The following is a 22,103-nucleotide window of genomic DNA, read 5'->3' on the forward strand; positions in this document are numbered from 1 at the left end:
TTTTTCAGGACGACGGCGACCGATACGGTTCCTGCACAGAGGCCAGCGCCTCCATCTGCCGCGCGATGGCCTCGGGAGAACCGGTACGACGGGCGATCACCTGATAGACGGCAGGCACCAGATACAGCGTGAACAGCGTCGCCACCGAGACGCCAAACAGGACAACAACGCCGAGCACGTTCCGACTGGCGGCACCGGGACCTTCCATCAGGACCAGCGGCAAGGCGCCGACAATCGTCGAAACCGCCGTCATCAGTACCGGCCGAAGTCGCAGTATCGAGGCCCGGACGATCGCTTCTTCGAAATCGACGCCCTCATCGCGCACCTGGTTGATGAACTCGACCAGCAGAATACCGTTCTTCGTGGCAATGCCTATGAGCATCAGCATGCCGATCTGACTGAACAGATTGAACGACATGCCCATCAGCATCAGGCCGAGGAGCCCGCCCATCAGGGCCAGAGGCACCGTCACCATGATCACCGTCGGATGCACAAAGCTCTCGAACTGCGCCGCCATCACCAGGAACAGCACCAGCAGCGCGAGCCCGAAGGCGAAGTAGATATCGCCGGTGGATTCCTTGTAGTCGAGGGACTGCCCCCGGTAATCCACCTTTGCCGCTGCGGGAAGATGTTCCGCAACGCTGGATTCCAGGAAGCTCAGCCCCTCGCCCAGTGACACCCCCTCAGCCAGGGTCGCGTTAATCGTGACGGAGCGAAGGCGATTGAAACGATTGAGAGTGGCAATCCCCGCGCTGCTCTCGGTGGCCAGCAGGTTGGAGAGCTGTATCAGGGCTCCACCAGAACTTCGCACGCGAATATTGCCGATATCGTCTGGCGTGACTCGTTGCTCTTCCTCCAATTGCACAATGACCGGGTATTCTTCGCCGTCAACAGCATAGGTTGTCGCCTCCTGCTCCGTCATCAGTGCCTGCAAGGCTTCGGCCACTTCCCGTGTACTGACCCCCATCGCCGCTGCACGCGAGGGACTGACGCTGACCAGAACCTGCTGCTGGTTTTCCTTGAGATCAGAGGTCAGCATGCCGAAAAGGCCGCTTTCCCGGGCCTTGTCCATCAGGGTGTCACGCCACTGCGCCAGGGTCAGGTAATCGGGGCCCTGCAGCACGAACTGCACCGGCGTATCCGGACCCCGCGCCCCCAGGCCCGCGGGCAAAAATACCTGCGTGCGGATACCGGGAATAGCACTCCATTCTTCCTGCAGCCGGTCGCACAGCTCGAAGGCGCTGTAATCCCGCTGATCCCAGGGCACCATGGAAATGCGCGAGAACGCCACCGAGGCTGAGGTGGAATTTCGGAACGGCGCGACAAAAAGCACCCGGTTCAGTGAGCCGGACTTCTCCAGCTCCAGCAGCGGCGGTTCGAGACGTTCGATAATGCCACGCATGGTCCCTATGTTGGTGCCTTCCTGGGCAGTGATCAGCGCCATCACGGAATCCTGATCCTCTACGGGAATGTATTCCTGAGGAAGCTGACCCAGCAGCGTTGGCAAGGCTGCCAGCGCGGCAACAACCAGCAGCGGCGCTGTCCATGCGTGCCTGAGCAGAGCACGCAGGGTACGCTCGTAAGCGCGGCGCAGCGCGCCCAGATTTTTATCCACGATACGGCTGAGGATGCTGTTTGATCCTCCCTTGTGCATAATCTGACTGCACAGCATGGGAACCAGAGACAGCGCCAGAATTGATGACACCACCACGGCAACGGAGATGGTAGCGGCCAGTTCAACGAAAAGTCGGGCGGAGGCATCCTGCAGGAAAAGAACGGGGCTGAAAACGGCCAGCAGAACGGCAGTCGTGGCAATAACCGCAAAGCCGACCTGCTTCGCGCCGTTCGCCGACGCCAGAAGCGGCGGCTCGCCCTCTTCAATCCGCCGGTAGATGTTTTCCAGCACGACGATCGCGTCATCCACCACCAGCCCGATCGCCAGCACCATGGCCAGCAGGGTGATGAGATTCAGGGAAAAGCCCAGGGCCTGCAGCGCAATCACCGCCCCCAGCAAAGACACCGGTATGCATACCACCGGAATCAGCGTAGCTCGCAGGGTCCCGAGGAATAGCAATATCACGACAGAGACGAGGCCTATGGTCAGCGCGATAGTGTAGTAAACGCCATTGATCGCCGCTCGTATGAATTCCGAAGCGTCACCGGAGGCGGACACGCCCATTCCCGGCGGCAGATCGCTCTCAAGCGCCTCGATCTCGGCCCGGACAGCGTCCAGAACATCGATGGTATTGGCGTCCGACTGTTTGAAAACGCCGATGGAAAGGCTGTCGACACCGTTGCTTTTGAAAACGCGTCTCACGGTGGCCGGCCCCTCCTCCACCCGGGCCACTTCCGCCAGTCTCACCAGATGTCCGTCGTCCCCCTGCCGCAGCACCAGGCGTCGAAAGTCTTCGGCCGTCCGATAGCCCCGGTTTACCCGCACGGGAAACTCCAGCTGGCGGGACTCCAGTCGTCCGGCCGGCAGCTCGAGGTTTTCCCGCCGCAGCGCTTCGAGCACGTCGCTGACAGTGAGCTCCCGGGCGCTGAGTTTCTGGCGGTCGAGCCACACGCGCATGGATCGGGATGAGCCGCCGAAAATGTTGACCGACGCAACCCCCGGAAGGACCGCAAAACGGTCGACGATGTAGCGCTCCGTGTAGTCTGTGGTTTCCATGGGAGACCGCCCGCCACCTTCGACGCTGATATACACCAGCGCCGAGGTCTCGCCGTCGGCCTTGGTCACACGGGGTAGCTCCGCCTCATCCGGAAGGCGACCGGTGGCGCGGGAGACCCGGTCACGCACGTCGTTAGCCGCAGCGTCGAGATCGCGGCTGATGACAAAATCCACCGTGATGATCGAGCGGCCATCACTGCTGGTGCTGCGGATGGTGCGGATTCCCGCAATACCGCCGATCTCGTCCTCAATCGGCTTGGTAATGCGCGTCTCGATCACGTCGGCGGCGGCCCCCTCATAGTCGGTGACCACGGAAACCTGAATGGGCGAGATATCCGGATATTCCCGGGTAGACAGCTGCAGAAACGACATGATGCCAAAGGAGACCAGCAACAGGGCGATAACCGTCGCAAATACCGGTCGCTGGACGGAAATCTGGGGAAGTCTCATGCGCGCATCCTAGTCCGCGACATCGACAGAAGACGACTGCGCGGACACAGCCTCCTCGACCCGGGCTCCGGGCCTGAGCGTGAGCTGCCCGGTCGTTACCACCCGGTCACCGGCGGCAATACCCGACACAATTTCAATGGCACCCGGCAGGCGCCTGCCGATCTCAACCGGTACACGGCGCGCAAAGCCCTCCAGGTCAATCGTATAGACGGAGCTCTGGCCGCCGACCTGGAGCAGCGCGCTCTCGGGAACAACAATGCTCTGCGTATCACCCAGGGATACGCGTAGGGTCATGAGCATTCCCGGTCGGAGTCTCGCATCGCTGTTGCTGATCAGGGCACGCACCGGAAATGCACGGGTGACTGGGTCGACGCGGCCGCCAATGCGAGTCACTGTGCCCGAGAAGCGCTCCCCCTCCCAGGCCACCGTCTCGGCATCCACCGCATCACCCTGCTCAATGCGGGACAGGTAGGCCTCTGGCAGCGTGAAATCCAGCTTCAGGGGATCAATATCGTCAAGCTCCGCAATGACAGTTCCGGGTGTCAGCAACGCGCCAACACTGACCTGGCGAAACCCGATAATGCCATCGAAGGGCGCGCGAATCGTGCGGTCGGTGATGCGCGACCGGAGAGCCTCAAGCAGAGCCTCGTTGGCATCAGCGCGCGTCTTGGCGATATCGATTTCGGAAGCCGTGGCGATTTCAGCCCCGAGTGACGTCAGTCGATCCAGCTGCAGGCGGGTTTCCCTGAGCCGGGCCTCTGCCTCGCGCAGCAGGGCAAGCTGCTCCACATCTATCAGCTCGACCAGAACATCGCCTTCCTGAACCAGCTCCCCTCCTTCAAAGTAGGTGGCGCTGACCTGCTCAGTCAGTTTGGCCATCAGGGTAACCGATTCGTTGCCCCGCAATGTCCCCACCGCCTCCGCAATCACCGGGATGGACTGTATGGACGCCTTGACCGACTCCACCAGGACTGGCTTCGAGAGGGAAGGCGCCCTGGCTCCCTCCCTGGCTGGCTCACCGCACGCCGCTAGAAACACCGCGAGAAAAAAAGAAGAGGCATAAGCCAATCGGAATACGCACACGCTGTCTCGACACCTCTGCTGGAATGTGACATTGACTGCCCGGCGCTGCTTGCCCGGATAGTGCCTGTGTTTGCCCGCCTTGCAGAGCAAGGTACTGCTCTTCCGACGCGTTCAGGTCTGACATGCCGCCATAATGCTATAACAAATCGGGACCAGGTTGAAAGGCAGCTGGGGCAGCATAGACCTGGGGCAGCAACCAGGCCTGCAGCGGCATCCACTGCAGACGCTACTGGGCGGGAAAGCGGCGATCAGTCCGGTGCTCGTTGATCCTGCGACGCCTCACTCGTGGCGAGTGGCGAAAGCGACCCGCGATGATTGTACCCGGCCAGAAGCAGCGTCAGGACAAACCCAACCGTGGCAGCACAGGACAACAACGAAAAGTAGTAGGTGTAGCCTGTCTTTGCACCAAAGGTATCCAGCAACCAGCCTATCATCGGGTAGGCGAAAACGTCGGCGGTAAAGCCGATTGTCGACACCAGACCCACCGCCGTCCCGGTTACCAGAAGCGGCACGCGACTTTCCTCCATAAGAGCAAAGTAAATGCCGCGCAGGGCAAACACAGCCATTGCCACCGTAGCGACCTGTATCCACAGCATCCAGAGAAGTGCAACGTCACCGGGCACCGCCGCAAGCACGGCATATCCCACAGCCGCGGCGACAAAACAAATCATGACAGCGCGCGTAGGACGGATACGATCGGCGAGAATCCCGGCGGTGATGGCAGATAGTGGACGCAGCCATTCCCTGTAAGCACTCAGGGTCGCTCCAAATAATTTATCTTGTCCAAAAACCTTTTCAGCAAAGGTCGCGAATTCGAAGGACCCCAGATACAGCCAATAAGCAAGAAGAATGATGAACGCCTGTAGCCAGACGGCAGGCAGCCTGACAACCAGCCGCAGCTGTCCCGCGGGCACGGCCTCTCGTTTTCCTCCTCTCAATGAACCGTGTGCGGAATCTTCGGGGATGAACGCCCATACGAAGCATCCGGCAACGATAGAGGCCGAGGCATAAAGCATGATTACTGCGATAAGCCCATCGGCGACAAATACGTAACGGGAAAACACCCAGGCTCCGGCGGTAAACATGATGGCGCCGACCAGACCACGCCCGGCATCGAGAATCCCGAAAGTTTTTCCCTGGTCGCCGGCTGACCCCCACAAACGGGCAGACTTGATGAGCGCCGACCAGAAGGTAAGGATCGTCGAAACACCCCAGAAGGCATGCAGCGCAAGCAACATGGGGTAACTGGGAATGGTGGCCATGTAATAGCCACCCAAACCGGTGGCAAACAGCGAGAATACGAGCAGTGTCCGTGTCGCTATTCTGTCCGACAGCCAGCCGCCGGCAAAATACGCCGTGATAGCCAGCAGTCCGTACATGGAATTCATTACGCCCAGTTGCGTGAACGTGACACCGAAGACCTCCTGCATGCTGGTCTGGTAACTCTGACGCATGTAAACAAGCAGATAGATACTGTCCCCGGCGAGAATCAGACTGGCCATATAAAGCCACCGCGCTCGACTGCTCTGCTGCATCATCCGGAACTTGCCGTGTTCAACGTGCTCTGCACTTGCCGTGCGTCATCCATGACACCCGCCGCATGAGTTGCGGTGGGGAGACCGCTTTCAAGGGCGTCAACAAGACTGACGACGTACAGCGGCTGCCAGGAAGGAGACTGGTTCATAGTGATTCACTTAGCCGGGAGGTCACGGAAGGGAGAAACCGCAAGACGTTGATAGTCTACCCAATTCTGGAAAGTCGTGGAATGCGAAGATCGCCGAGCACCGAGGCACCGGCAATGCCGTTGACCGTTTGCTGCGAAAGAGGATCGCGGCGGTAACGATTGCATGGCGTCCACTGCGGATATCGGGGCACTGCGCGGCGAGAGCGCTCTCGCAACGGTCCTGCGACTTCCCACCGAACTGCCCTACTAATACGCCCTGCAGGCATGATGTTCAGCGTTGTCCTTTTCAGCAGTCTGATTCAGGATAGGACCAAGGTGTAACGGATAAAACGTCTCGGATCAGCAGCCCCTTGCGGAGCCCAATCATGAATGGACTACGGTTAGCCACACTGTTTACCTGCCTGGCGTTCACCAGCGGAGTTGCCGCCTTTGATCACAGCGACTGGAGCCGGCTGCTGGATCGCTTTGTGTCTGCCGCGGAAAACGGCGACAGCACTGCCATCGATTACGCGGGCATCCAGCGGCAGCGGGACAGACTGCGCAGCTACCTGCATAGACTCTCTGACGTGGAGGCGGAGACATTCGCAGAATGGCCCGAGTCGGAGCGTCTTGCTTTCCTGATCAATGCCTATAACGCCTGGACAGTCGAGCTGATACTCGACGAATATCCGGATATCGCCTCCATAAAAGATATTGGTGGCTGGTTCGGCTCCCCCTGGAAACAGGCCATCGCCCCGCTCCTCGGCGAGAAGCGCACGCTCGACGACATTGAACATGGCATGATTCGCGGCTCCGGTGAATTCGACGAACCGCGGATCCATTTTGCCGTGAACTGCGCGAGCATTGGCTGTCCCGCGCTCCGTGCAGAGGCGTACGTCGCGGACAGGCTAGACGCGCAGCTGGAAGCACAGACACGGAATTTTCTAAAGGATCGAAGTCGCAACCGCTGGCGCGACGGTCGGCTGTATGTCTCGCCCCTCTTCAAATGGTACCGGGAGGACTTCGAGGCGGGTTGGCGCGGCACTGACTCGCTAACGGATTTCCTTGTTCTTTATTCGGGGGCGCTGGGACTGTCCGCGAATCAGACAGAAGCGCTGCAGGCCGGCAATGTGGACATCCGTTACACCGACTATGACTGGCGCCTGAATGACAGCGGGCCACCGGCCCACTAGTTGTGTGTTCCCGTTCAATACGGCCGGCGCATCGGTAGCCGGGAGAGGCCGGTGCCTGCACGACTTTAAGGAATGATGATATGTAATCGAACACGTCTGCTCGCGCCAGTTCGCAGGTTTTGTAGATACGTTTCTTTATACGCTCCTTTTTCAGGCTGCTGAAGAAGGACTCGGCGACGGCGTTGGTCGAGGCGTCCATAGGACACAGCCCGTTTGCCGAGCGCCTGTTCGTGTTCTGCAACCGGCGGCGGGATCGGGTGAAGTTGCGCTACTGGGAACGCAGCGGCTTCTGTTTATGACAGAAACGCCTGGAGCAGGATCGCTTCCACTGGCCCCATAAGTGGAGAGACGACGTCATTACACTGAGCGCGCAGCAGCTCAACTGGCTGCTGGATGGCTACGACATCAGCCAGCTGAAGCCTCATCAGCGCCAGCGATGATGACGCGGTAACCGTACCGGAACATCGCCGCCGCAGCCGATTCCCAAGAGCAATGCCTCGCCGGGCCTGCTCGCCCACATTACCGTCTCCAAATACCAGGATGCCTTGCCGCTGCACCGGCAGGAGACGATCCTGTAACGGATAGGTGTCGACATCCTCAAGGCCACCCTGGCGAGCTGGATGATCCGGGGTGGCACCCTGTGCAGCCTCTGATCAATCTGATGCGGGATCATCTGCTGGCGTACGACGTCCTACAGATGGATGAGACGACGGTGCAGGTCCTGAAGGAAGCGGGCAAGACCGCGCAATCCCGTTCCTACCTGTGGCTGCAGCGGCGCGGGCCGCCGGGCGAGTCGGTCGTGTTGTTTGATTACGACCCCAGTCGGAGCCAAGCGGTGCCCATGTAACTGCTGGAGTGCTTTGCAGGCTACCTTCAGACCGATGGTTACGACGGCTACAACGCCGTGGTCGCTGCCAATAGCCTGACACACGTTGGCTGCAAATGGACAACAACCTTGCGGAGAATGCGATCCGAGCATTCGTTCTGGGCCGCAAGAACTGGATGTTCTCTGACAGTATCGCCGGCGTAAAAGCCGGCGCCAATCTCTACTCGTTGATCGAGACTGCCAAGGCGAATGGCCTGGAGCCCTACGATTACCTGCGTCGTGTCTTTACGGAATTGCCGAGGGCCGAGACGTTGGATGCCATAGAGACGCTGTTGCCTTGGCAACCGTCAGCGGCAAACGGATGAAGCTTGTGCGGCCGAGCAGGCGCGACACGTGTTTTACGTTAGCTTCCGATAAAAGCTGCAACCGCTTAGCTCGCGAGTAACGAGTCAATGACGGTGTTTGCTGATCGTGTATGGACTCCTCCTCGTTTGCAAGCACTATGTCTGATCGCGTCAAGGTACGACTGCCTACGTGTATCCGGTCTCTCTGATGATGCCGTGTCTGTAGGCATCGGACCCTGATGGGCTATTCGCACGTCGGCTCCCATTCGCTTACACGAGCTTTTCAGCTCCTCGATCGATAAGGGTTTTTCCGACGTCGGTTCAACCTGTTCGCCATCAAGCAAAGTGCTCTGCAATCGTGGTGGTCTATCCTCCGCAATTAACCATCAAATCGGTTCCGCCGTGTTTAACAACCGGCCACCAGTGCCGGATCATAGGCCGCGTCGTTGTGCACCACGGCCCACGCGACTCGCGCCGTCTTGTTCGCCAGCGCCACGGTAACCACGTTAACGTGTTTGCGCGACGACAACTCCTTCAGCCATTGGCTGAGTCCGTCATCCCGATTCTTCGCATGACGAATCACTGCTCTGGCGCCATGAACCAGCAGCTTCCTCAGATAGTGATCACCGCGTTTACTGATACCCAAAAGGCGATCCCTTCCACCGGTACTATGCTGGCGCGGTGTGAGCCCAAGGGACGCTGCAAAGTCACGTCCCTTGGTGAAGGCGCTTCCTGAAGTGGCTCAATAGATGTGACCAACCCAGTTAAGGATAATGTCCTGAACTGGAGGTGGTACGACATGAACACGAGGAAGAAGTACTCAAAGGAATTCAAGCTGGATGCTATCAGCCTGGTATTGGAGCATGGCTACAGCCGCGCAGAAGCTGCGCGCAGTCTGGGCATTAACGCCAACATGCTCTGCCGGTGGATCAAGGAGAGCGAGGCGGACGATGGCACGGCCTTTCGCGGCAATGGCAAGCTCACTGCTGAGCAAGCCGAGATTCGAAAGCTCCGAGACGAGGTGCGGCGCCTGAAGATGGAGAAAGACATCTTAAAAAAGGCGACGGTCTTCTTTGCCAAGGAAACGCGTTGAAATATGCGTTCATCACCCAGCACAAGAAGACCTGGCCTGTCGATCTGATGTGTCGACTACTGGGTGTCAGCCGCAATGCCTACTACCGGTATTGCGTGTATCAACTATACCGGCAGCCGGATCCGGAGCACGAGGGCATGCTGGCAGCAGTGAAGGAAGTCGCCAAGTCCAGTGGTTACAGCTACGGGTCGCGGCGGATGCGGCGGGCGCTGAACGCGCTGGGATATCCTGTGGGACGACGCAAAACGCGATCCCTGATGCGTGAAGCGCAGATTCGAGCACGCTACCGAAAGAAGTACACGGCAACGACGAACAGCAATCACAAGCAGCCGGTATTTGAGAACGTGCTGCAAAGACAGTTCACGGCGGAGGGACCGGACCAGGCGTGGGTATCTGACCTGACCTATATCTGGACACAGCAGGGCTGGCTGTACCTGACGGTGTTTATCGACCTGTTTAAACGCGAAGTCGTGGGCTGGAGCATGAGCTCACGGATGAAGACGAAAGCAGTGACCGATGCGTTACGCATGGCGCTATGGCGACGGCGTCCAGCGCCTGGTTTGATTGTTCACTCGGACAGAGGGTCGCAGTACGCGAGCAAAGCGTATCGCCGGCTGCTGAAAGCCCATGGCTTGGTAGGCAGCATGAGCCGCAAGGGTGACTGTTGGGACAATGCGGTGGCAGAGAGCTTCTTTGCCAGCTTGAAGAAAGAGCGCGTGCATTGGAGGCATTACCAGACCCGTGTCGAGGCACAGCAGGATATTCTGGACTACATTGCCATGTTCTATAACAGTCGGCGGCTGCATTCAGCCTTGGATTACAGCATTCCCAACGATTTCAAATCAGCGATGGCTGAATTGAAGAAAGCGGCTTAACTGGGTTGTCACAAAATGCTTGACCACTCCATCCGTCCCCCAAGGCGCCTGCTAAGGCGCTTGCGGTGAGCGGGCCGACTCCACGTAGTTTTAATAAGCGTTGCGCCACTGGATCCTCTTTCACCTGCTGGGCGATGTTCTCATCAAGCGCCTGTATTCGGTTATCCAGATACCGTAGATCCTCAGCCAGCCCGGTCAACAAAACACGAAACTCCGATGTCAGTCCGTTCGCCGCATCCTCTAGCCATTGCGGCAAGGCCTGGCGCAGCCTTTGGATTCCGACAGGGGCGACGATGCCGTACTCGCCGACCAGCCCGCGAATCTGGTTGGCCTTGGCCGTGCGCTGACTCACCAGTTCCTCGCGTATCCGATGTGATGCCTGTGTGTCCTGCTGAGCGACTGTCTTGACACTGACAAACCGCATGCCGGGTCGACCCATCGCTTCGCAAATAGCCTCGGCGTCAACGCGATCATTCTTGTTGCTCTTGACATACGGTTTGACAAACTGGGCAGCGATCAGCTTCACACGGTACCCCCGCCTCTGAAGCTCGCCACCCCAATGATGTGCCGAGGCGCAAGCCTCCATACCGATCTCCGCGCCTGGAGATAGTCGCCGACATAGGGCGTCAAGCCATTGGCCGCGCTTGAGCTTGCACTGCCACTGAAGCTGCTCGTGAGCATCGACGGCATGCACATGAAAGACAGATTTTGCGATATCAACACCAACTCGCGTAATGTTCATCTGGGCTTCTCCTCATCCTCTGAATGGTGGTCTTGCAATTACCATTCTGGCGCATCGACGCCGAATTGTTAGGGTGAGGAGGAGTCCATCCCATTGCTTACTCTGTAACGGTGCCGCGACTTGCGACCGCGCAGTAGTCGCCTAACAGCCTGTGTACATGGCGAACGCCAGAGAAAAGCAGATTGCTGTGCTGCCGCGACGCAGGAGAAATGTTACCGCGCACGTACTTGGAGTTCATCGAAGAATGTGCAAAGACTAAAAATCCAAGGAGATTTGACACATTACCGCACAGTGACCCCACAAATTTTGCGAAAAGCGACGTAAGTGATTGATAAATATGGCGGAGCGGACGAGTCTAACATCGCCCCGCGTCGCCACCGGCTTTTAAAGATAAATTATTATATATTTCAACAGCATATAATTATATTTTCATGCAATATCTAATATTAATCTTCTCTGAGCATTATACTCGTGCCGTGCTGGTCCCATAACACTCGTAAGTCTCTGCCTCACTAGCGCATGCGTTCGCAAAAGCCCGTCCCTTGAAGTGAATTCTCCTCCCAAGCACCACTGATACTGGCTTATCTCCCAACAACCTCCTCTCTTTTCCGTGGGAACCCCTTTTTACTAAAGCACCGTTCTGACGTACACTAAAGACTCCATTAGCGTAATACGAGACAGATTCATGGGCACAACATCCCAATCCAAAGACGAGCGTATCAACCTCAGACTGAAGCACAGCGCCAAGCGAATCCTGGAACGGGCAGCCAGTTTTGAGGGCCAGACTGTCAGTAAATTTGTGCTGAACAGTGCCTTGGCGCATGCCGAGAAAACGGTTCAGGAACACGAGGCCATGAGGCTCAATACCGCCGAGGCTGATGCATTTTTTCAGGCGCTATCCGCCCCCGTAACGTTCAACAAAAAACTCTTATCAGCTCTGGACGAATACCGGCAACGTGTTACCGATCAATGACGCCAGGCGAACCGCTGGTTATCGAGGCGATTTCCGCTTCGCATGACCGAAAGACCTTTTCCTGCGGCGTCGCGGCACTGGACACCTACATTCGCCAGCAGGCTCGTCGGGACATAAAGCGCAGAATCAGCCGTGTTTTTGTTGCGAGAAGCCATGATCAACCTCGCTTAATCCTCGGCTATTACACCCTGAGCAGCCTGTCGATCGACCTCGCGGCACTACCCGATGAAATGTCCCGAAAGCTGCCGAGGCACCCGATTCCCGCAGCGCTGCTGGGCCGACTTGCCGTGAATGAAAATGCCAGAGGCTCCGGTATCGGCAAAATGCTTCTGATGGATGCGATTACCCGGACTCTTGCAGTTAGTGCCGAGATAGCGATCTACGCCATGGTTGTGGACGCAATCGATGGAGAGGCAGCGCGATTTTACCAGCAGTACGGCTTTTTATCCTTGAGCCAGGATGGCCGGCGACTATTTTTGCCACTGAAATCCATCGAGACAATCAAATAGAGCCTGGGGTACCCGGCAACAAAAACCGGGTTGAGTGAACATCGGTGCATCCCCCGTTAAGTGGGTAGAGCCGTTTCACTACGGTACAGAAAAGTGGCGGAGCGGACGGGACTCGAACCCGCGACCCCCGGCGTGACAGGCCGGTATTCTAACCAACTGAACTACCGCTCCACGGTAGGTCTCGATCCGCTGACGCCAGGCGGCGAAAACGTGGTGGGTGGTGACGGGATCGAACCGCCGACCCTCTGCTTGTAAGGCAGATGCTCTCCCAGCTGAGCTAACCACCCCCGATCGAGAACGCGCATTATAGAGATAAACTGCGTCCTGTCAAACGTCCCGGACCAAAAATTTCAACGCACCTGTCTGCTGCAGCTGAACCGACCGTAAACGCCGACCCAGTGCCCTGCCACCGGCGGGACAACCCGCTTATACTGCGCCCTTTATCCCGGAAAACTCTTCAGCCTATGGACATCTACAAAGACTTTCATTTTGAAGCGGCGCATCGGCTGCCCAACGTGCCGGAAGGCCACAAATGCGCCAGACTCCACGGCCACTCGTTCCACGTCCGCATTACCGTCTCGGGTGAGGCGCCGGAGCCCGCCGGGTGGGTCATGGATTTCGCTGATCTCAAGGCCGGATTTCGCCCCCTTCTTGAGCAACTCGATCACTATTACCTCAACGACATTCCGGGTCTTGAGAATCCCACCAGCGAGAATCTTTGTCGCTGGATCTGGCAGCGGCTGCAGCCGGCGCTGCCCGCGCTCAGCTGCGTCGAGATACGCGAGACCTGCACCTCCGGCTGCAGGTATCGCGGTGAGTGAGGGTGCGGTGACGTTACCGATGTCACCTTGGGAAACGCTGTTGTCCTGGAAACACCCCGCCCCATGGATATGTAATGACGTTCACCGGCTGTCATGCGCCTCCTCGGGCAGGAAAATTTTTCCGTTTCCACTTGCACCGCAAGGTTACACTTGGTAGCACCCCGGAAATTGTTATGCACATTTCCGGGGCAGCACCGTCAAGCAGGTTCCTTAGGCTCGCCTGTACACGAAGATTCTGAGGTAGGCCTCATAAGCTATTGTTATATATGTATTTTTTATAATTGATGGTTTTTTGACCAATTTGTAACAAAGCCCACAGCGACAGGCTTCGACGCTATGCTGAACAAATTACTCACTGACTTATCCACAGCTTCTGTGGACAGACAGGCAACCGCCTGATGTCGCCTGACCAGTGGTTTGCGCTCGCCCTGATCTGCCTGCTGGGGGCCGCATCCCCTGGACCCAGTCTTGTCGTCGTCCTGCAATCAACACTCCTCGGCTCACGGCGCGCGGGCCTGGCAACGGCGCTGGGACATGGCCTCGGCGTCATGTTGTACGCGCTGATCACCGTCTGCGGTCTAGGCCTGGTGATCACCAGCATGCCGGCCCTCTACACCGGGATCAGGCTGGCGGGAGCCATCTATCTGCTGTGGCTATCTTTCAATGCATGGAACGCGGGCCGCCCCGACGTGGAGCAACCTCATGCACCGTCCGGTCGCTCTGGCTTCGTCCGCGGCGCCACGGTTGCCTTGCTCAACCCGAAACTCGCCATCTTTATGCTCGCGCTGTTCAGTCAGTTCCTCGATCCCGGCGCCGGTATGCTGCGCGGTATCATCATGATCCTGACGGGCGGTGTGATCGACGCCCTGTGGTACGCCGGTGTCGCGCTCGCCGCCGGCGCACTGGCCATTCAGCGCAACCTGTCTATCCATTCGCTGGCACTCAACCGGAGCCTGGCGGTCCTGCTGGCGGCACTGGCAGTCTGGGTCATTGCAACAACGCTGCGCTAGTGGAACACGCGATGAGTTCGATAAACGTGCCGCGTTACTCCACTGGCAGTCAGTGCAGCACCCGATCAGGCTCGGTAACCACGAGCGCCTGCAGGGATTTGCCAAGCATGATCACCGCGCCCTGCTCACGCTGCACGCCATCATAGCTGTAGTCAAAGCGGTACTGGCGCCACACCCGCCACATGCCTGTGTTGTCCCGACTGAAAGACATGCGCTGCAGACTGACGCTGTCGTCCAGCAGCTGAAAGTCGCCATCGCGGGCCGCGCGTTTTACCGCGCTGATTGCAAGCTCACGTACCCGGGTTGCACTGAACAGAAACAGGGCAAAGCCACCAATCACCCCAACCACCAGAAGATCAAGCAGTTCTATCGTCATGGTCAGTCAGCCTCGCCAACAATGAATTTCCGGACCAGTGAGTTGAACACCGCCGGCTGCTCAGCATGCAGCCAGTGTCCACAGTCAGCCATGGTCTCTACCGAGGCCGCGGGAAATGCAGCGTGGATGTCCGCAAGATACTCGTCCTTGACGTAGCTCGACAGCGCGCCCCGGATAAACAATGCAGGTCCATCAAAGGCTGCATCAAACGCCGGTGCCTGCAGATACGCCGCGTAATTGCGCTGCAGACCCTCGAGATTGAAGCGCCAGTGATAACTGCCGTCTTCACGGCGATAGAGGCTCATGAGGAGGAACTGGCGGACGCCTGCGTCATCAATCTCGCCTGCCATGATCGCATCTGCCTCGGCGCGGCTCCGACAGCCCGCAGCGTCAACCGCGCTCAGGGCGGCAAATACCGCGTCGTGTGACCGCGAGTAGGCAACCGGCGCGATATCTGCCACAACGACAGACGCTGCCGATGCCGGATGATCCAGCGCAAACTGCATGGCCACCTTGCCGCCGAGCGAGTGCCCGACGCAATGCGCACCCGCAATCGACTGCGCCTGCAGCCAATGTGCCAGTGCATTCGCCATTGAGTGCAGGTCGGACTGACGGGTCCATCCGGAGCGCCCGTGATCGGGCAGATCCACGAGGTGAACGCGACAGACATCGCGCAGGGACCTCGCCAGTCCGCCAAGGTTCGCCCCCATCCCGAACAGGCCATGGAGCAGGACGACATCCGCACCCTCACCCTCGGAGATCACGTTAAGCCCACTGCTATCGGTTTCTGTCACCTGCTCTCCTGCCGCACTGTTCGCTTTTTGGTACCATCCGCGTTTTATCAGGAGATTGTACCGCGTGATAACCCCCATGCCTTCCCGTTTTCGCCTGCTTTGTGCGGCCATGGTTTTGCTTCTGGCCGCCTGCGCCAGCGGTCCGACACACAACCCCACCGTTTTTCCCTTCGAGATCGAGCGCGAGGCCCTCGCCGCCAAACCGCTGAAGACCGTCGTGATCGCCCATGTCAACCTCGGCGCGCCGTCGCGCAACTATTTGGATGAAGTCACGCCCGTAATCGATGGTCGGGTCGCCAGCTACATGGAAAAAAATGGCTACAACGTTCTGCCGCAGAGGACTTTCCGGCAGCACTGGAACACGGCGGTGCGTGCCTTCGGCGATCCGGTTGACCCAACGACCGGCCGGGTAAACATGAAAACCTTCTCCCAGCTCATGCAGAGCGTGCGCGATCGCATGCAGGAAGAGACCGATCTGGATGCGTTCGTATTCACCGACCTGATTGAACTGGAAACCCCGTTCAACGGTGGCTTGAAACACCTCGCGCGCTGGGACGGGGTTTCGCGCCGACCGTCACTGCAGGGGCCGGGCAGCGGCGTCAGCGGCGATTTTGACTGGAACCTGCCGGCGTCGGTGGTCTCGCTGCAGGTGACCGTGTTTGATATGGAATTGAAGCGACTGTTCGTCAGCCGCGGTGGCATCGATGCCACGGATGCAATCGACACCCGCTCCTCCAGTGGACGCTACGTGCGCCGACGCAACATTCTGGAAAACAGCAGTTATATTCAGGAGGGCATTCGTCTGGCCTTTCATCCCCTGATCGAGATGCAGGACTGGCCGGGCAACCCCTGACACCTGGCAAGTACCCGAACGCCTGACGGACTACTCGGAATAGCGCGCAGGACGGCCCTCGGCCTGCGCGGTGATACCTTCTTCCAGATCTTTCGCACTCATCATGCCGGCATTCCAGGTCGCGATGTAGTTGAGCCCGTCTGACACGCTGTGATCGCGGGAATACAGCAGCATATCCTTGGTTCCACGGATCACCAGAGGCGACTTGCCAGCGATGACCCGAGCTATTTGCCGAACTTCCGCAAGCATCGCTTCCCGATGCTCAAACACGCGGTTGACGAAACCGACCTCACGTGCCTCCCGGGCAGGCAGGGTGCGCCCCGTATAGGCGAGCTCGCGGGCGACACCCTCGGGAATCAGCTTCGGCAGGCGCTGCAGCGTACCGACGTCGGCAACCATGCCGATGTCGACCTCACGCACGGAAAAATAGGCATCTTCCGTGGCGTAGCGCATGTCACAGCAGCACACTAGGTCAATCCCGCCACCAATGCAGGTGTGATGAATAGCCGCGAGTACCGGCTTGCGGCACTTCTCCAGTGCGCTCAGGTTGTCTTGCATGGCGAGCACATTCTGGCGGAACTGCTCTGCGCGCCGCGCCGGGTCATCACTCGTAGAGTGCAATTCGCCGAACATGCCGAGATCGATACCTGCGCAGAAGTGCCGACCATTTCCGGTCAGGATAATGGCTCGAACCTCGTCGCATCGGTCCAGCCATTCAAAACAGGACTGAAGCTCGCGCCACATGGCACTGTTCATGCTGTTCGCCTTGTCCGGACGGTTCAGCGCCACTTCCGCCACGTGGTCTTCAATACTGACGGCAAGCGTTGTCAGCTCAGGTTGCATTAGGCGTTACCTCCGGTAGACCCGCTACCAGCGGGCAACAAAATCATCCGTGCTCATCGCCGGCAGCGTTTTCGCCGTGCCTTCGCGCGTCCCGATATAAAGAAAGGCGGTGATCTCCTCGTCACGCGAGCCACCCAGAGCGGCCACCACCTCCGGGTCATAGGCCGGATTCCCGGTGCGCCACACGCCGGAATAACCCAGCGCCTCTGCCGCGAGCAATATTGCATGGGCCGCGCAGCCCGCCGAGAGTCGCTGCTCTACTGCCGGCACCTTGGGATGTTCCGTAATGTCGGCGAGCACCACAATGAGCAACGGCGCACGCAGCGGTGCATTCAGGGCTTTGGCGCGTACCGTTTCGTCTGCCTCGGGATCGCGTCGCAGCAGACAGTCCAGCATGACACGGCCCAGCGCTTCGCGTCGCTCGCCCTCCACCACCAGAAACCGCCAGGGCCGCAGCCAGAGATGGTCCGGTGCGCGCAGGGCCGCCTGGAACATCAGCTTCTGCTCCTGCGTATCGGGCCCCGGCAGCGTCAGCCGCGGCGCTGAATTTCGCTGCAGTAAAAGATCAATCGGTTCAGACATTCCGTTCACGCGTTACCCTTATAGGCAGAATGATAACAGCCCTCGTCCGGTGACGCAGGACAACAATCAGGATTCACGCCAGGACTGCATATCCGCAAAGGGCGACGCCAGCTGCAGATCAATAGCCGCATCGCCAACCCGCAACGTGCTGCCGTCGTAACTGACGTTGTGATCGCCCAGGACGCCGTGATCGAAGCGGTAGATAACGTTGCGGTGGCCATCAATTACCTCTTGATCATAGGCATCACGCGCCGCACGGACCGCTTCGTTGGCCGCCTGCCAGCGCTTCACGCTGCTATCGCCGTGACGGGCGCGAAGCATGCGCGAGGTCATCGTCGGACTGAGCAGCATGGCGCTGGCGTTGTTGCCACCAAAGCCCTTGGAATTGATCAGTGCCCAGGCCTGGGCCTCGGTGTCTATCTCGGTATGCTGCAGACAGAATGACAGACTGTCCCGCTTCACATCATCTGCGAGTCTCGTGGTCGTGGTAATGCCGGGAATCAGCCCGTGCGCCCAGATGCCGAGGGTCATTGCCACCTGATCCCCCGCCGCGGCACCCAGAGAGTGCCCGAGGTAACACTTGAGCGCTGCCACGGGCAGGCGATCAATCCCGAAGGCGGCAGCACTGCGGCTGAGGATTTCGGATTCTGTCGTGCGGTTCTGCGGCGTACCCGTGCCGTGCGCCTGGACGAAGCCCCCATGGCGCAGGTGATGCTCACCGACGATCGCTCTGGCCGCCGAGAGAGCCTTGGCCACCGTGATGTAATTGCCGACACCGGGGCCCGAGATGGACTTCTTGTAGCCATCCGCATTCACGAAGACATCGGTGACAGAGCCGTAGACCGACGCGCCCAGCTCCATCGCCAACGCATCGTCGAACAGCACCAGCACCTGCGCCGACTCGCCCATGGTGAAGCCACAGTTGTCCCCGAACGGGCGACAGGCACGCCGATGATCGGGCGTCTCGTCATCGGTCAGACCGTCAAGCTGGCGCAAGCCCTTGTCAGTGGCCAGGGCACCCATCGCCGCATAGCCCTCCATGACCTCGGGCGTCACCGGCGCCTCGGCACCGCCGACCACCGCGACCCGGGCGCGTCCGCTGCGGATATCGTTCACGGCATTGCGCAGGTTATACAGAAAAGAGGCACAGGCTCCGAGGGTAGCGCCTGTGGCGCCCATCGAGCCCAGCACATAGGCATTGATGAAGTCCGCCGGCATTTCCGCCAGTCCCAGCGGACAGTATTTGGACGTAGAGCGCTGACCGTTGGAGCGGGCCTTGAGCATACCGCCCGTGCCCGGATCATCGAGCTGGCCCATGGCACTGCCGGCATACACGCTTACCGCATCAGCGCTGACATGGCGCATGACGGTCGACCAGTCGATACCCAGCTGGCCCAGCGCATCGGAGGCCGCGTAGATGGCCATCTGCAGCCCCCGCGGATGATTGCGCGACGCGTAGAGCGCGCCGGGATCAAAACCGGTCGGTAACTGGCTGGCCACTTTCACTTCGAAATCCCGGGTCGACGGCAGCAGGATGTCCTGTGCGCCCTTCGCCGTGACCGCCACGCGCTGGCTGTCGATATCTGTGACTGACCAGCCCGGCGGCAGGGGCTGCGGCAGGCCCCGGCGCGCCATCTGAAACGTGGTCGGCGTGTCGTCACTGCCAGTGGTCACGCGGCGATTCCAGGGCACGGCGTCGGGATCGTAATGTGAGGCCTCGATGCGCCGTATCAGTGTGCCAGCCAGCAACTCCGCTTCACTGGCAGACGGTCGCGCCTGCACCTGTCGCAGCGAGGCCAGCATATTTTCCCGCGCCGGCGTCGTCAGACGCGACTCCACGAGCCGGGCAAACGCGTGGTGGCCAGACACCCGACCCGCACTGTTGATACCCCCAAATCCGACGATGACCGGCAACGCTTGCTGCGACACTGACTGTACCTCGTGATTTCACTGTGACGCGCCAGTGTACGGGGACAGGACCCGCGTTATTATCTATTTCCGGCCACATTCATTACACTTTTGCTCACTGTCCCGGATTCGACCTGACAATGCGCACTGCTGCCGCCCTGCTTTACCCCGACGCCCTGGCCACCAGCATCACGCTGCCCATGGAGATCCTGCATGCCGCAAGCCAGCTCGCCAGCGTGGCCCGACGCGGCGCGGCCCAGGGACAGTTCCGGCTGCTGTCGGCGTCGGCAGAGCGCTCGATCACCCTGAGTTCCGGTCTCACGCTCCGCGCCGGCGAACAGCTGCAGGATGCCCCGACCATGGAGATGCTCATTCTGCCCGCGATCTGGCGCAGCCCCGATCGCACCCTGGGGCTGTGTGCAGACCTGCTGCCCGAGCTGCGACGTCGCCATGAACGGGGCACCCTGCTGTGCAGCGTGGGCACGGGAAGCTGCCTGCTCGCCGAGGCCGGCCTCCTGTCCGGGCGCTCGGCCACCACCCACTGGAATTATTTTGACCGCTTCGAGAAACGCTACCCGGACGTGCATCTGAAGCGACGCCACCTGATTACCCAGAGCGGCAACATTTTCTGCGTGGGCAGCGTCAACTCGATCGCCGACCTGATGGTCCATGTCGTGGAGCTATGGTACGGGAAGCGCATATCGCGGGCGGTGGAAAACCAGTTTTCACCCGAGATCAGGCGCACCTTCCAGACCGCTGCCTTCCTTGAGGGCACACACACCGCACACCATGACGAGGTGATACTCGAGGCGCAGATGCGCATGCAGGAGCAGCTGGCGAACCCGCAGCCCCTCGCGGAAGTGGCACGGAATGCGGGCCTAGGCACGCGCTCCTTCACCCGGCGTTTTCGACGCGCCACCGGCATGTCGCCGCTGCAGTACGCCATGCAGCTGCGGGTTGGCGAGGCCAGGTCACTCCTGCTGCACAGTAACCTCGATATCAACGAGATCGCCTGGCGCTGCGGCTGGCAGTCCGCCAGTCTGTTCAGTCGCCAGTTCCGGCTGCGGGTGGGCATGCCACCCCGCGACTACCGCGCGGCAGTGCGCGGCAAGCGCTTCATCGCCAGCGACAGCCCGCCACCCGCCCCGGGTGACCCTGCTCCGGGCGACCCTGCTTGAGTCTGATCAAGGGCTATGGCTAAATGCACAGCCTCGCAAAACGTGCCAGACCGCACCGTGTCACACGGCAGCACGGTCCAGCAGGCGCGCCTTTCCTGCAGCAACACGGAAGCACCGGCTATGAGCAACGAAACGGTCTTTATTCTGGACGGCGCACGCACGCCGATGGGCGGACTGATGGGCGCGCTAAGCAGCGTGCCGGCGCCGGAACTTGCCAGCACGTCCATACGCGCCGCGCTGTCGCGGGCGTCGGTCACGGGCAGCGACATTGATGAGGTCTTCATGGGCTGCGTGCTGCCGGCGGGGCTCAAACAATGCCCCGCGCGACAGTCGGCGATCGGCGCGGGCATCCCCAACGCCACCGGAGCGGTGACGGTGAACAAGGCCTGCGGCAGTGGAATGCAGGCCACCATTTTCGGCATCGACAGCATCCGGGCCGGGACCAATCGCGCCGTGGTCGCAGGGGGCATGGAGAGCATGAGCCGGGCACCCCACCTAATGCCGGCAGCGCGCGGTGGTGTGCGCCTGGGGCCGGCAACACTGTACGACCACATGTTCCTGGACGGCCTGGAGGACGCCTACACGGGACGCGCGATGGGCTCCTTCGCCCAGGAAACCGCCAACGCCCGCGGCCTGACGCGCGAGGCCATGGACGCCTTTGCCATCGAATCCCTCAGTCGCGCAAAGCGCGCCATTGAGGATGGCTCACTCGCTGGGGAGATAGCGCCGGTCACGGTGACCGACCGCAAGGGCGAAACCGTGGTCAGCGACGACGAGCAGCCACACAAGGCGGCGGTCGATAAAATCCCCGCGTTGCGCCCCGTGTTCGACAGGGACGGCACCATTACGGCGGCCAACTCCAGCTCCATCTCCGACGGCGCGAGTGCCCTGGTACTCATGGCGGGCAGTGAAGTAGAGCGACGCGGCCTCGAGGCCCGGGCGCGGATTGTCGCGCACGCGCGGCACAGCCAGGCGCCCGCAGAGTTCACCATTGCGCCGGTCGGCGCCATTCGCAAGGTGCTGGAACGCACGGGCTGGGACGCCGGCGAGGTCGATCTTTACGAAATCAATGAGGCCTTCGCCATGGTCACGATGATGGCCATGGAAGACCTGGGCCTCGACCACGCGCGGGTCAACGTTCACGGCGGCGCCTGCGCCCAGGGCCACCCCATCGGCTCGACCGGGTCACGCATCATCGTGAGCCTCATGTACGCGCTCGAGAAAAGCGGCGGCCGACGCGGTATCGCCGCGCTGTGCATCGGCGGCGGTGAAGCCACCGCTGTTGCCATTGAACGCTGCTGATAGCGAGAGACCTG

General features: G+C 60.0%; 20 protein-coding genes, 2 tRNA genes and 4 pseudogenes. 13 read left to right on the forward strand and 13 right to left on the reverse strand.

Annotation, left to right across the window (positions count from 1 at the left end):
• Window positions 1-4: 4 nt before the first annotated feature.
• From EV688_RS00565 to EV688_RS00575, 3 genes are all read right to left on the reverse strand, one after another.
• Complete coding sequence (locus EV688_RS00565; protein WP_117316334.1) at window positions 5-3,121, reverse strand: efflux RND transporter permease subunit; 3,117 nt, start codon at window positions 3,119-3,121, stop codon at window positions 5-7.
• Window positions 3,122-3,130: 9 nt separating this feature from the next.
• Window positions 3,131-4,204 carry an efflux RND transporter periplasmic adaptor subunit gene (locus EV688_RS00570; RefSeq protein ID WP_338065929.1) on the reverse strand — a complete coding sequence of 358 codons (1,074 nt, stop codon included), beginning with the start codon at window positions 4,202-4,204 and terminating at the stop codon, window positions 3,131-3,133.
• A gap of 248 nt (window positions 4,205-4,452) precedes the next feature.
• A complete protein-coding gene (locus EV688_RS00575) occupies window positions 4,453-5,706 on the reverse strand; it encodes an MFS transporter (protein WP_162883846.1) in 1,254 nt (417 codons plus the stop codon).
• A 547-nt stretch (window positions 5,707-6,253) separates the two neighbouring features.
• Between EV688_RS00575 and EV688_RS00580 the strand changes: the two genes are divergently transcribed.
• Window positions 6,254-7,060, forward strand: a complete 807-nt coding sequence (locus tag EV688_RS00580; protein ID WP_117316340.1) for a DUF547 domain-containing protein — start codon at window positions 6,254-6,256, stop codon at window positions 7,058-7,060.
• Window positions 7,061-7,130: 70 nt separating this feature from the next.
• Here the strand turns inward: EV688_RS00580 and EV688_RS00585 are convergent.
• A pseudogene (locus EV688_RS00585) lies at window positions 7,131-7,247 on the reverse strand (IS3 family transposase); the annotation flags it as partial.
• Between EV688_RS00585 and tnpB the strand changes: the two are divergent.
• The 4 genes and pseudogenes from tnpB (at window position 7,243) to EV688_RS00615 (ending at window position 8,251) form a co-directional block, all read left to right on the forward strand.
• A pseudogene (gene tnpB, locus EV688_RS17820) lies at window positions 7,243-7,500 on the forward strand (IS66 family insertion sequence element accessory protein TnpB). The pseudogenes EV688_RS00585 and tnpB sit on opposite strands and share 5 nt — an antisense overlap.
• Window positions 7,501-7,578: 78 nt before the next feature.
• Complete coding sequence (locus EV688_RS17825; RefSeq protein ID WP_420867052.1) at window positions 7,579-7,638, forward strand: hypothetical protein; 60 nt, start codon at window positions 7,579-7,581, stop codon at window positions 7,636-7,638.
• A gap of 119 nt (window positions 7,639-7,757) precedes the next feature.
• A pseudogene (locus EV688_RS17620) lies at window positions 7,758-8,090 on the forward strand (IS66 family transposase).
• A complete protein-coding gene (locus tag EV688_RS00615) occupies window positions 8,003-8,251 on the forward strand; it encodes a transposase domain-containing protein (protein ID WP_117316346.1) in 249 nt (82 codons plus the stop codon). The pseudogene EV688_RS17620 and the gene EV688_RS00615 overlap by 88 nt, the downstream one beginning before the upstream one ends.
• Before the next feature lie 385 nt (window positions 8,252-8,636).
• Here EV688_RS00615 and EV688_RS00620 read toward each other — a convergent pair.
• Window positions 8,637-8,948: pseudogene (locus tag EV688_RS00620) on the reverse strand (transposase); the annotation flags it as partial.
• Window positions 8,949-9,029: 81 nt separating this feature from the next.
• On the opposite strand from EV688_RS00620, the gene EV688_RS00625 reads away from it, so the two are divergent.
• A protein-coding gene (locus EV688_RS00625; RefSeq protein WP_420867050.1) for an IS3 family transposase occupies window positions 9,030-10,198 on the forward strand; the annotation gives its coding sequence in 2 pieces (ribosomal slippage) (window positions 9,030-9,276 and window positions 9,276-10,198; 1,170 coding nt in all).
• On the opposite strand, the gene EV688_RS00630 is transcribed toward EV688_RS00625, so the two are convergent.
• Window positions 10,161-10,940 (reverse strand): IS110 family RNA-guided transposase, encoded by a 780-nt coding sequence (locus tag EV688_RS00630; protein ID WP_240624289.1) that lies wholly within the window; start codon window positions 10,938-10,940, stop codon window positions 10,161-10,163. The genes EV688_RS00625 and EV688_RS00630 overlap by 38 nt on opposite strands.
• A 685-nt stretch (window positions 10,941-11,625) precedes the next feature.
• Between EV688_RS00630 and EV688_RS00635 the strand changes: the two genes are divergently transcribed.
• Entirely contained in the window at window positions 11,626-11,913 is a 288-nt protein-coding gene (locus EV688_RS00635; protein ID WP_117316350.1) for a type II toxin-antitoxin system TacA family antitoxin, read from the forward strand.
• Window positions 11,910-12,422 carry a GNAT family N-acetyltransferase gene (locus EV688_RS00640; RefSeq protein ID WP_117316352.1) on the forward strand — a complete coding sequence of 171 codons (513 nt, stop codon included), beginning with the start codon at window positions 11,910-11,912 and terminating at the stop codon, window positions 12,420-12,422. The genes EV688_RS00635 and EV688_RS00640 overlap by 4 nt, the downstream gene beginning before the upstream one ends.
• A gap of 94 nt (window positions 12,423-12,516) precedes the next feature.
• Here the strand turns inward: EV688_RS00640 and EV688_RS00645 are convergent.
• Together EV688_RS00645 and EV688_RS00650 are read right to left on the reverse strand one after the other, a co-directional pair.
• Window positions 12,517-12,593 (reverse strand) — tRNA-Asp (locus tag EV688_RS00645).
• Window positions 12,594-12,633: 40 nt separating this feature from the next.
• A tRNA-Val gene (locus EV688_RS00650) sits at window positions 12,634-12,709 on the reverse strand.
• A 177-nt stretch (window positions 12,710-12,886) separates the two neighbouring features.
• Between EV688_RS00650 and queD the strand changes: the two genes are divergently transcribed.
• Window positions 12,887-13,243 (forward strand): 6-carboxytetrahydropterin synthase QueD, encoded by a 357-nt coding sequence (gene queD / locus EV688_RS00655; RefSeq protein ID WP_117316354.1) that lies wholly within the window; start codon window positions 12,887-12,889, stop codon window positions 13,241-13,243.
• Between the two features lie 398 nt (window positions 13,244-13,641).
• A complete protein-coding gene (locus EV688_RS00660) occupies window positions 13,642-14,253 on the forward strand; it encodes a LysE family translocator (RefSeq protein ID WP_117316356.1) in 612 nt (203 codons plus the stop codon).
• A gap of 49 nt (window positions 14,254-14,302) precedes the next feature.
• On the opposite strand, the gene EV688_RS00665 is transcribed toward EV688_RS00660, so the two are convergent.
• The gene (locus tag EV688_RS00665; RefSeq protein ID WP_117316358.1) at window positions 14,303-14,629 is read right to left on the reverse strand and encodes a DUF3301 domain-containing protein; all 327 of its coding nucleotides are present in this window, start codon (window positions 14,627-14,629) and stop codon (window positions 14,303-14,305) included.
• Between the two features lie 2 nt (window positions 14,630-14,631).
• Window positions 14,632-15,423, reverse strand: a complete 792-nt coding sequence (locus tag EV688_RS00670; protein ID WP_205686563.1) for an alpha/beta fold hydrolase — start codon at window positions 15,421-15,423, stop codon at window positions 14,632-14,634.
• Window positions 15,424-15,499: 76 nt separating this feature from the next.
• Between EV688_RS00670 and EV688_RS00675 the strand changes: the two genes are divergently transcribed.
• The gene (locus EV688_RS00675; RefSeq protein WP_117316362.1) at window positions 15,500-16,276 is read left to right on the forward strand and encodes a hypothetical protein; all 777 of its coding nucleotides are present in this window, start codon (window positions 15,500-15,502) and stop codon (window positions 16,274-16,276) included.
• A 30-nt stretch (window positions 16,277-16,306) separates the two neighbouring features.
• Here the strand turns inward: EV688_RS00675 and EV688_RS00680 are convergent, their stop codons facing one another.
• The 3 genes from EV688_RS00680 to EV688_RS00690 all read right to left on the reverse strand — a co-directional run bounded on the left by EV688_RS00680 (window position 16,307) and on the right by EV688_RS00690 (window position 19,630).
• A complete protein-coding gene (locus EV688_RS00680; protein WP_117316364.1) occupies window positions 16,307-17,119 on the reverse strand; it encodes a crotonase/enoyl-CoA hydratase family protein in 813 nt (270 codons plus the stop codon).
• Between the two features lie 24 nt (window positions 17,120-17,143).
• On the reverse strand, window positions 17,144-17,701 hold the full coding sequence (locus EV688_RS00685) for a nitroreductase family protein (protein WP_117316366.1): 558 nt from the start codon (window positions 17,699-17,701) through the stop codon (window positions 17,144-17,146).
• A gap of 66 nt (window positions 17,702-17,767) precedes the next feature.
• Entirely contained in the window at window positions 17,768-19,630 is a 1,863-nt protein-coding gene (locus EV688_RS00690; protein ID WP_117316368.1) for a beta-ketoacyl synthase, read from the reverse strand.
• Window positions 19,631-19,749: 119 nt separating this feature from the next.
• Here EV688_RS00690 and EV688_RS00695 point away from each other — a divergent pair, with 119 nt between their 5' ends.
• Both EV688_RS00695 and EV688_RS00700 read left to right on the forward strand, forming a co-directional pair.
• Window positions 19,750-20,787, forward strand: coding sequence for a GlxA family transcriptional regulator (locus tag EV688_RS00695; RefSeq protein WP_117316370.1), 1,038 nt, complete (start codon window positions 19,750-19,752; stop codon window positions 20,785-20,787).
• 120 nt (window positions 20,788-20,907) lie between these two features.
• Window positions 20,908-22,089 carry a thiolase family protein gene (locus EV688_RS00700; RefSeq protein WP_117316373.1) on the forward strand — a complete coding sequence of 394 codons (1,182 nt, stop codon included), beginning with the start codon at window positions 20,908-20,910 and terminating at the stop codon, window positions 22,087-22,089.
• Window positions 22,090-22,103 lie beyond the last annotated feature (14 nt).

Source organism: Chromatocurvus halotolerans (assembly GCF_004340525.1).
GTDB classification, from domain to species: Bacteria; Pseudomonadota; Gammaproteobacteria; order Pseudomonadales; family Halieaceae; genus Chromatocurvus; species Chromatocurvus halotolerans.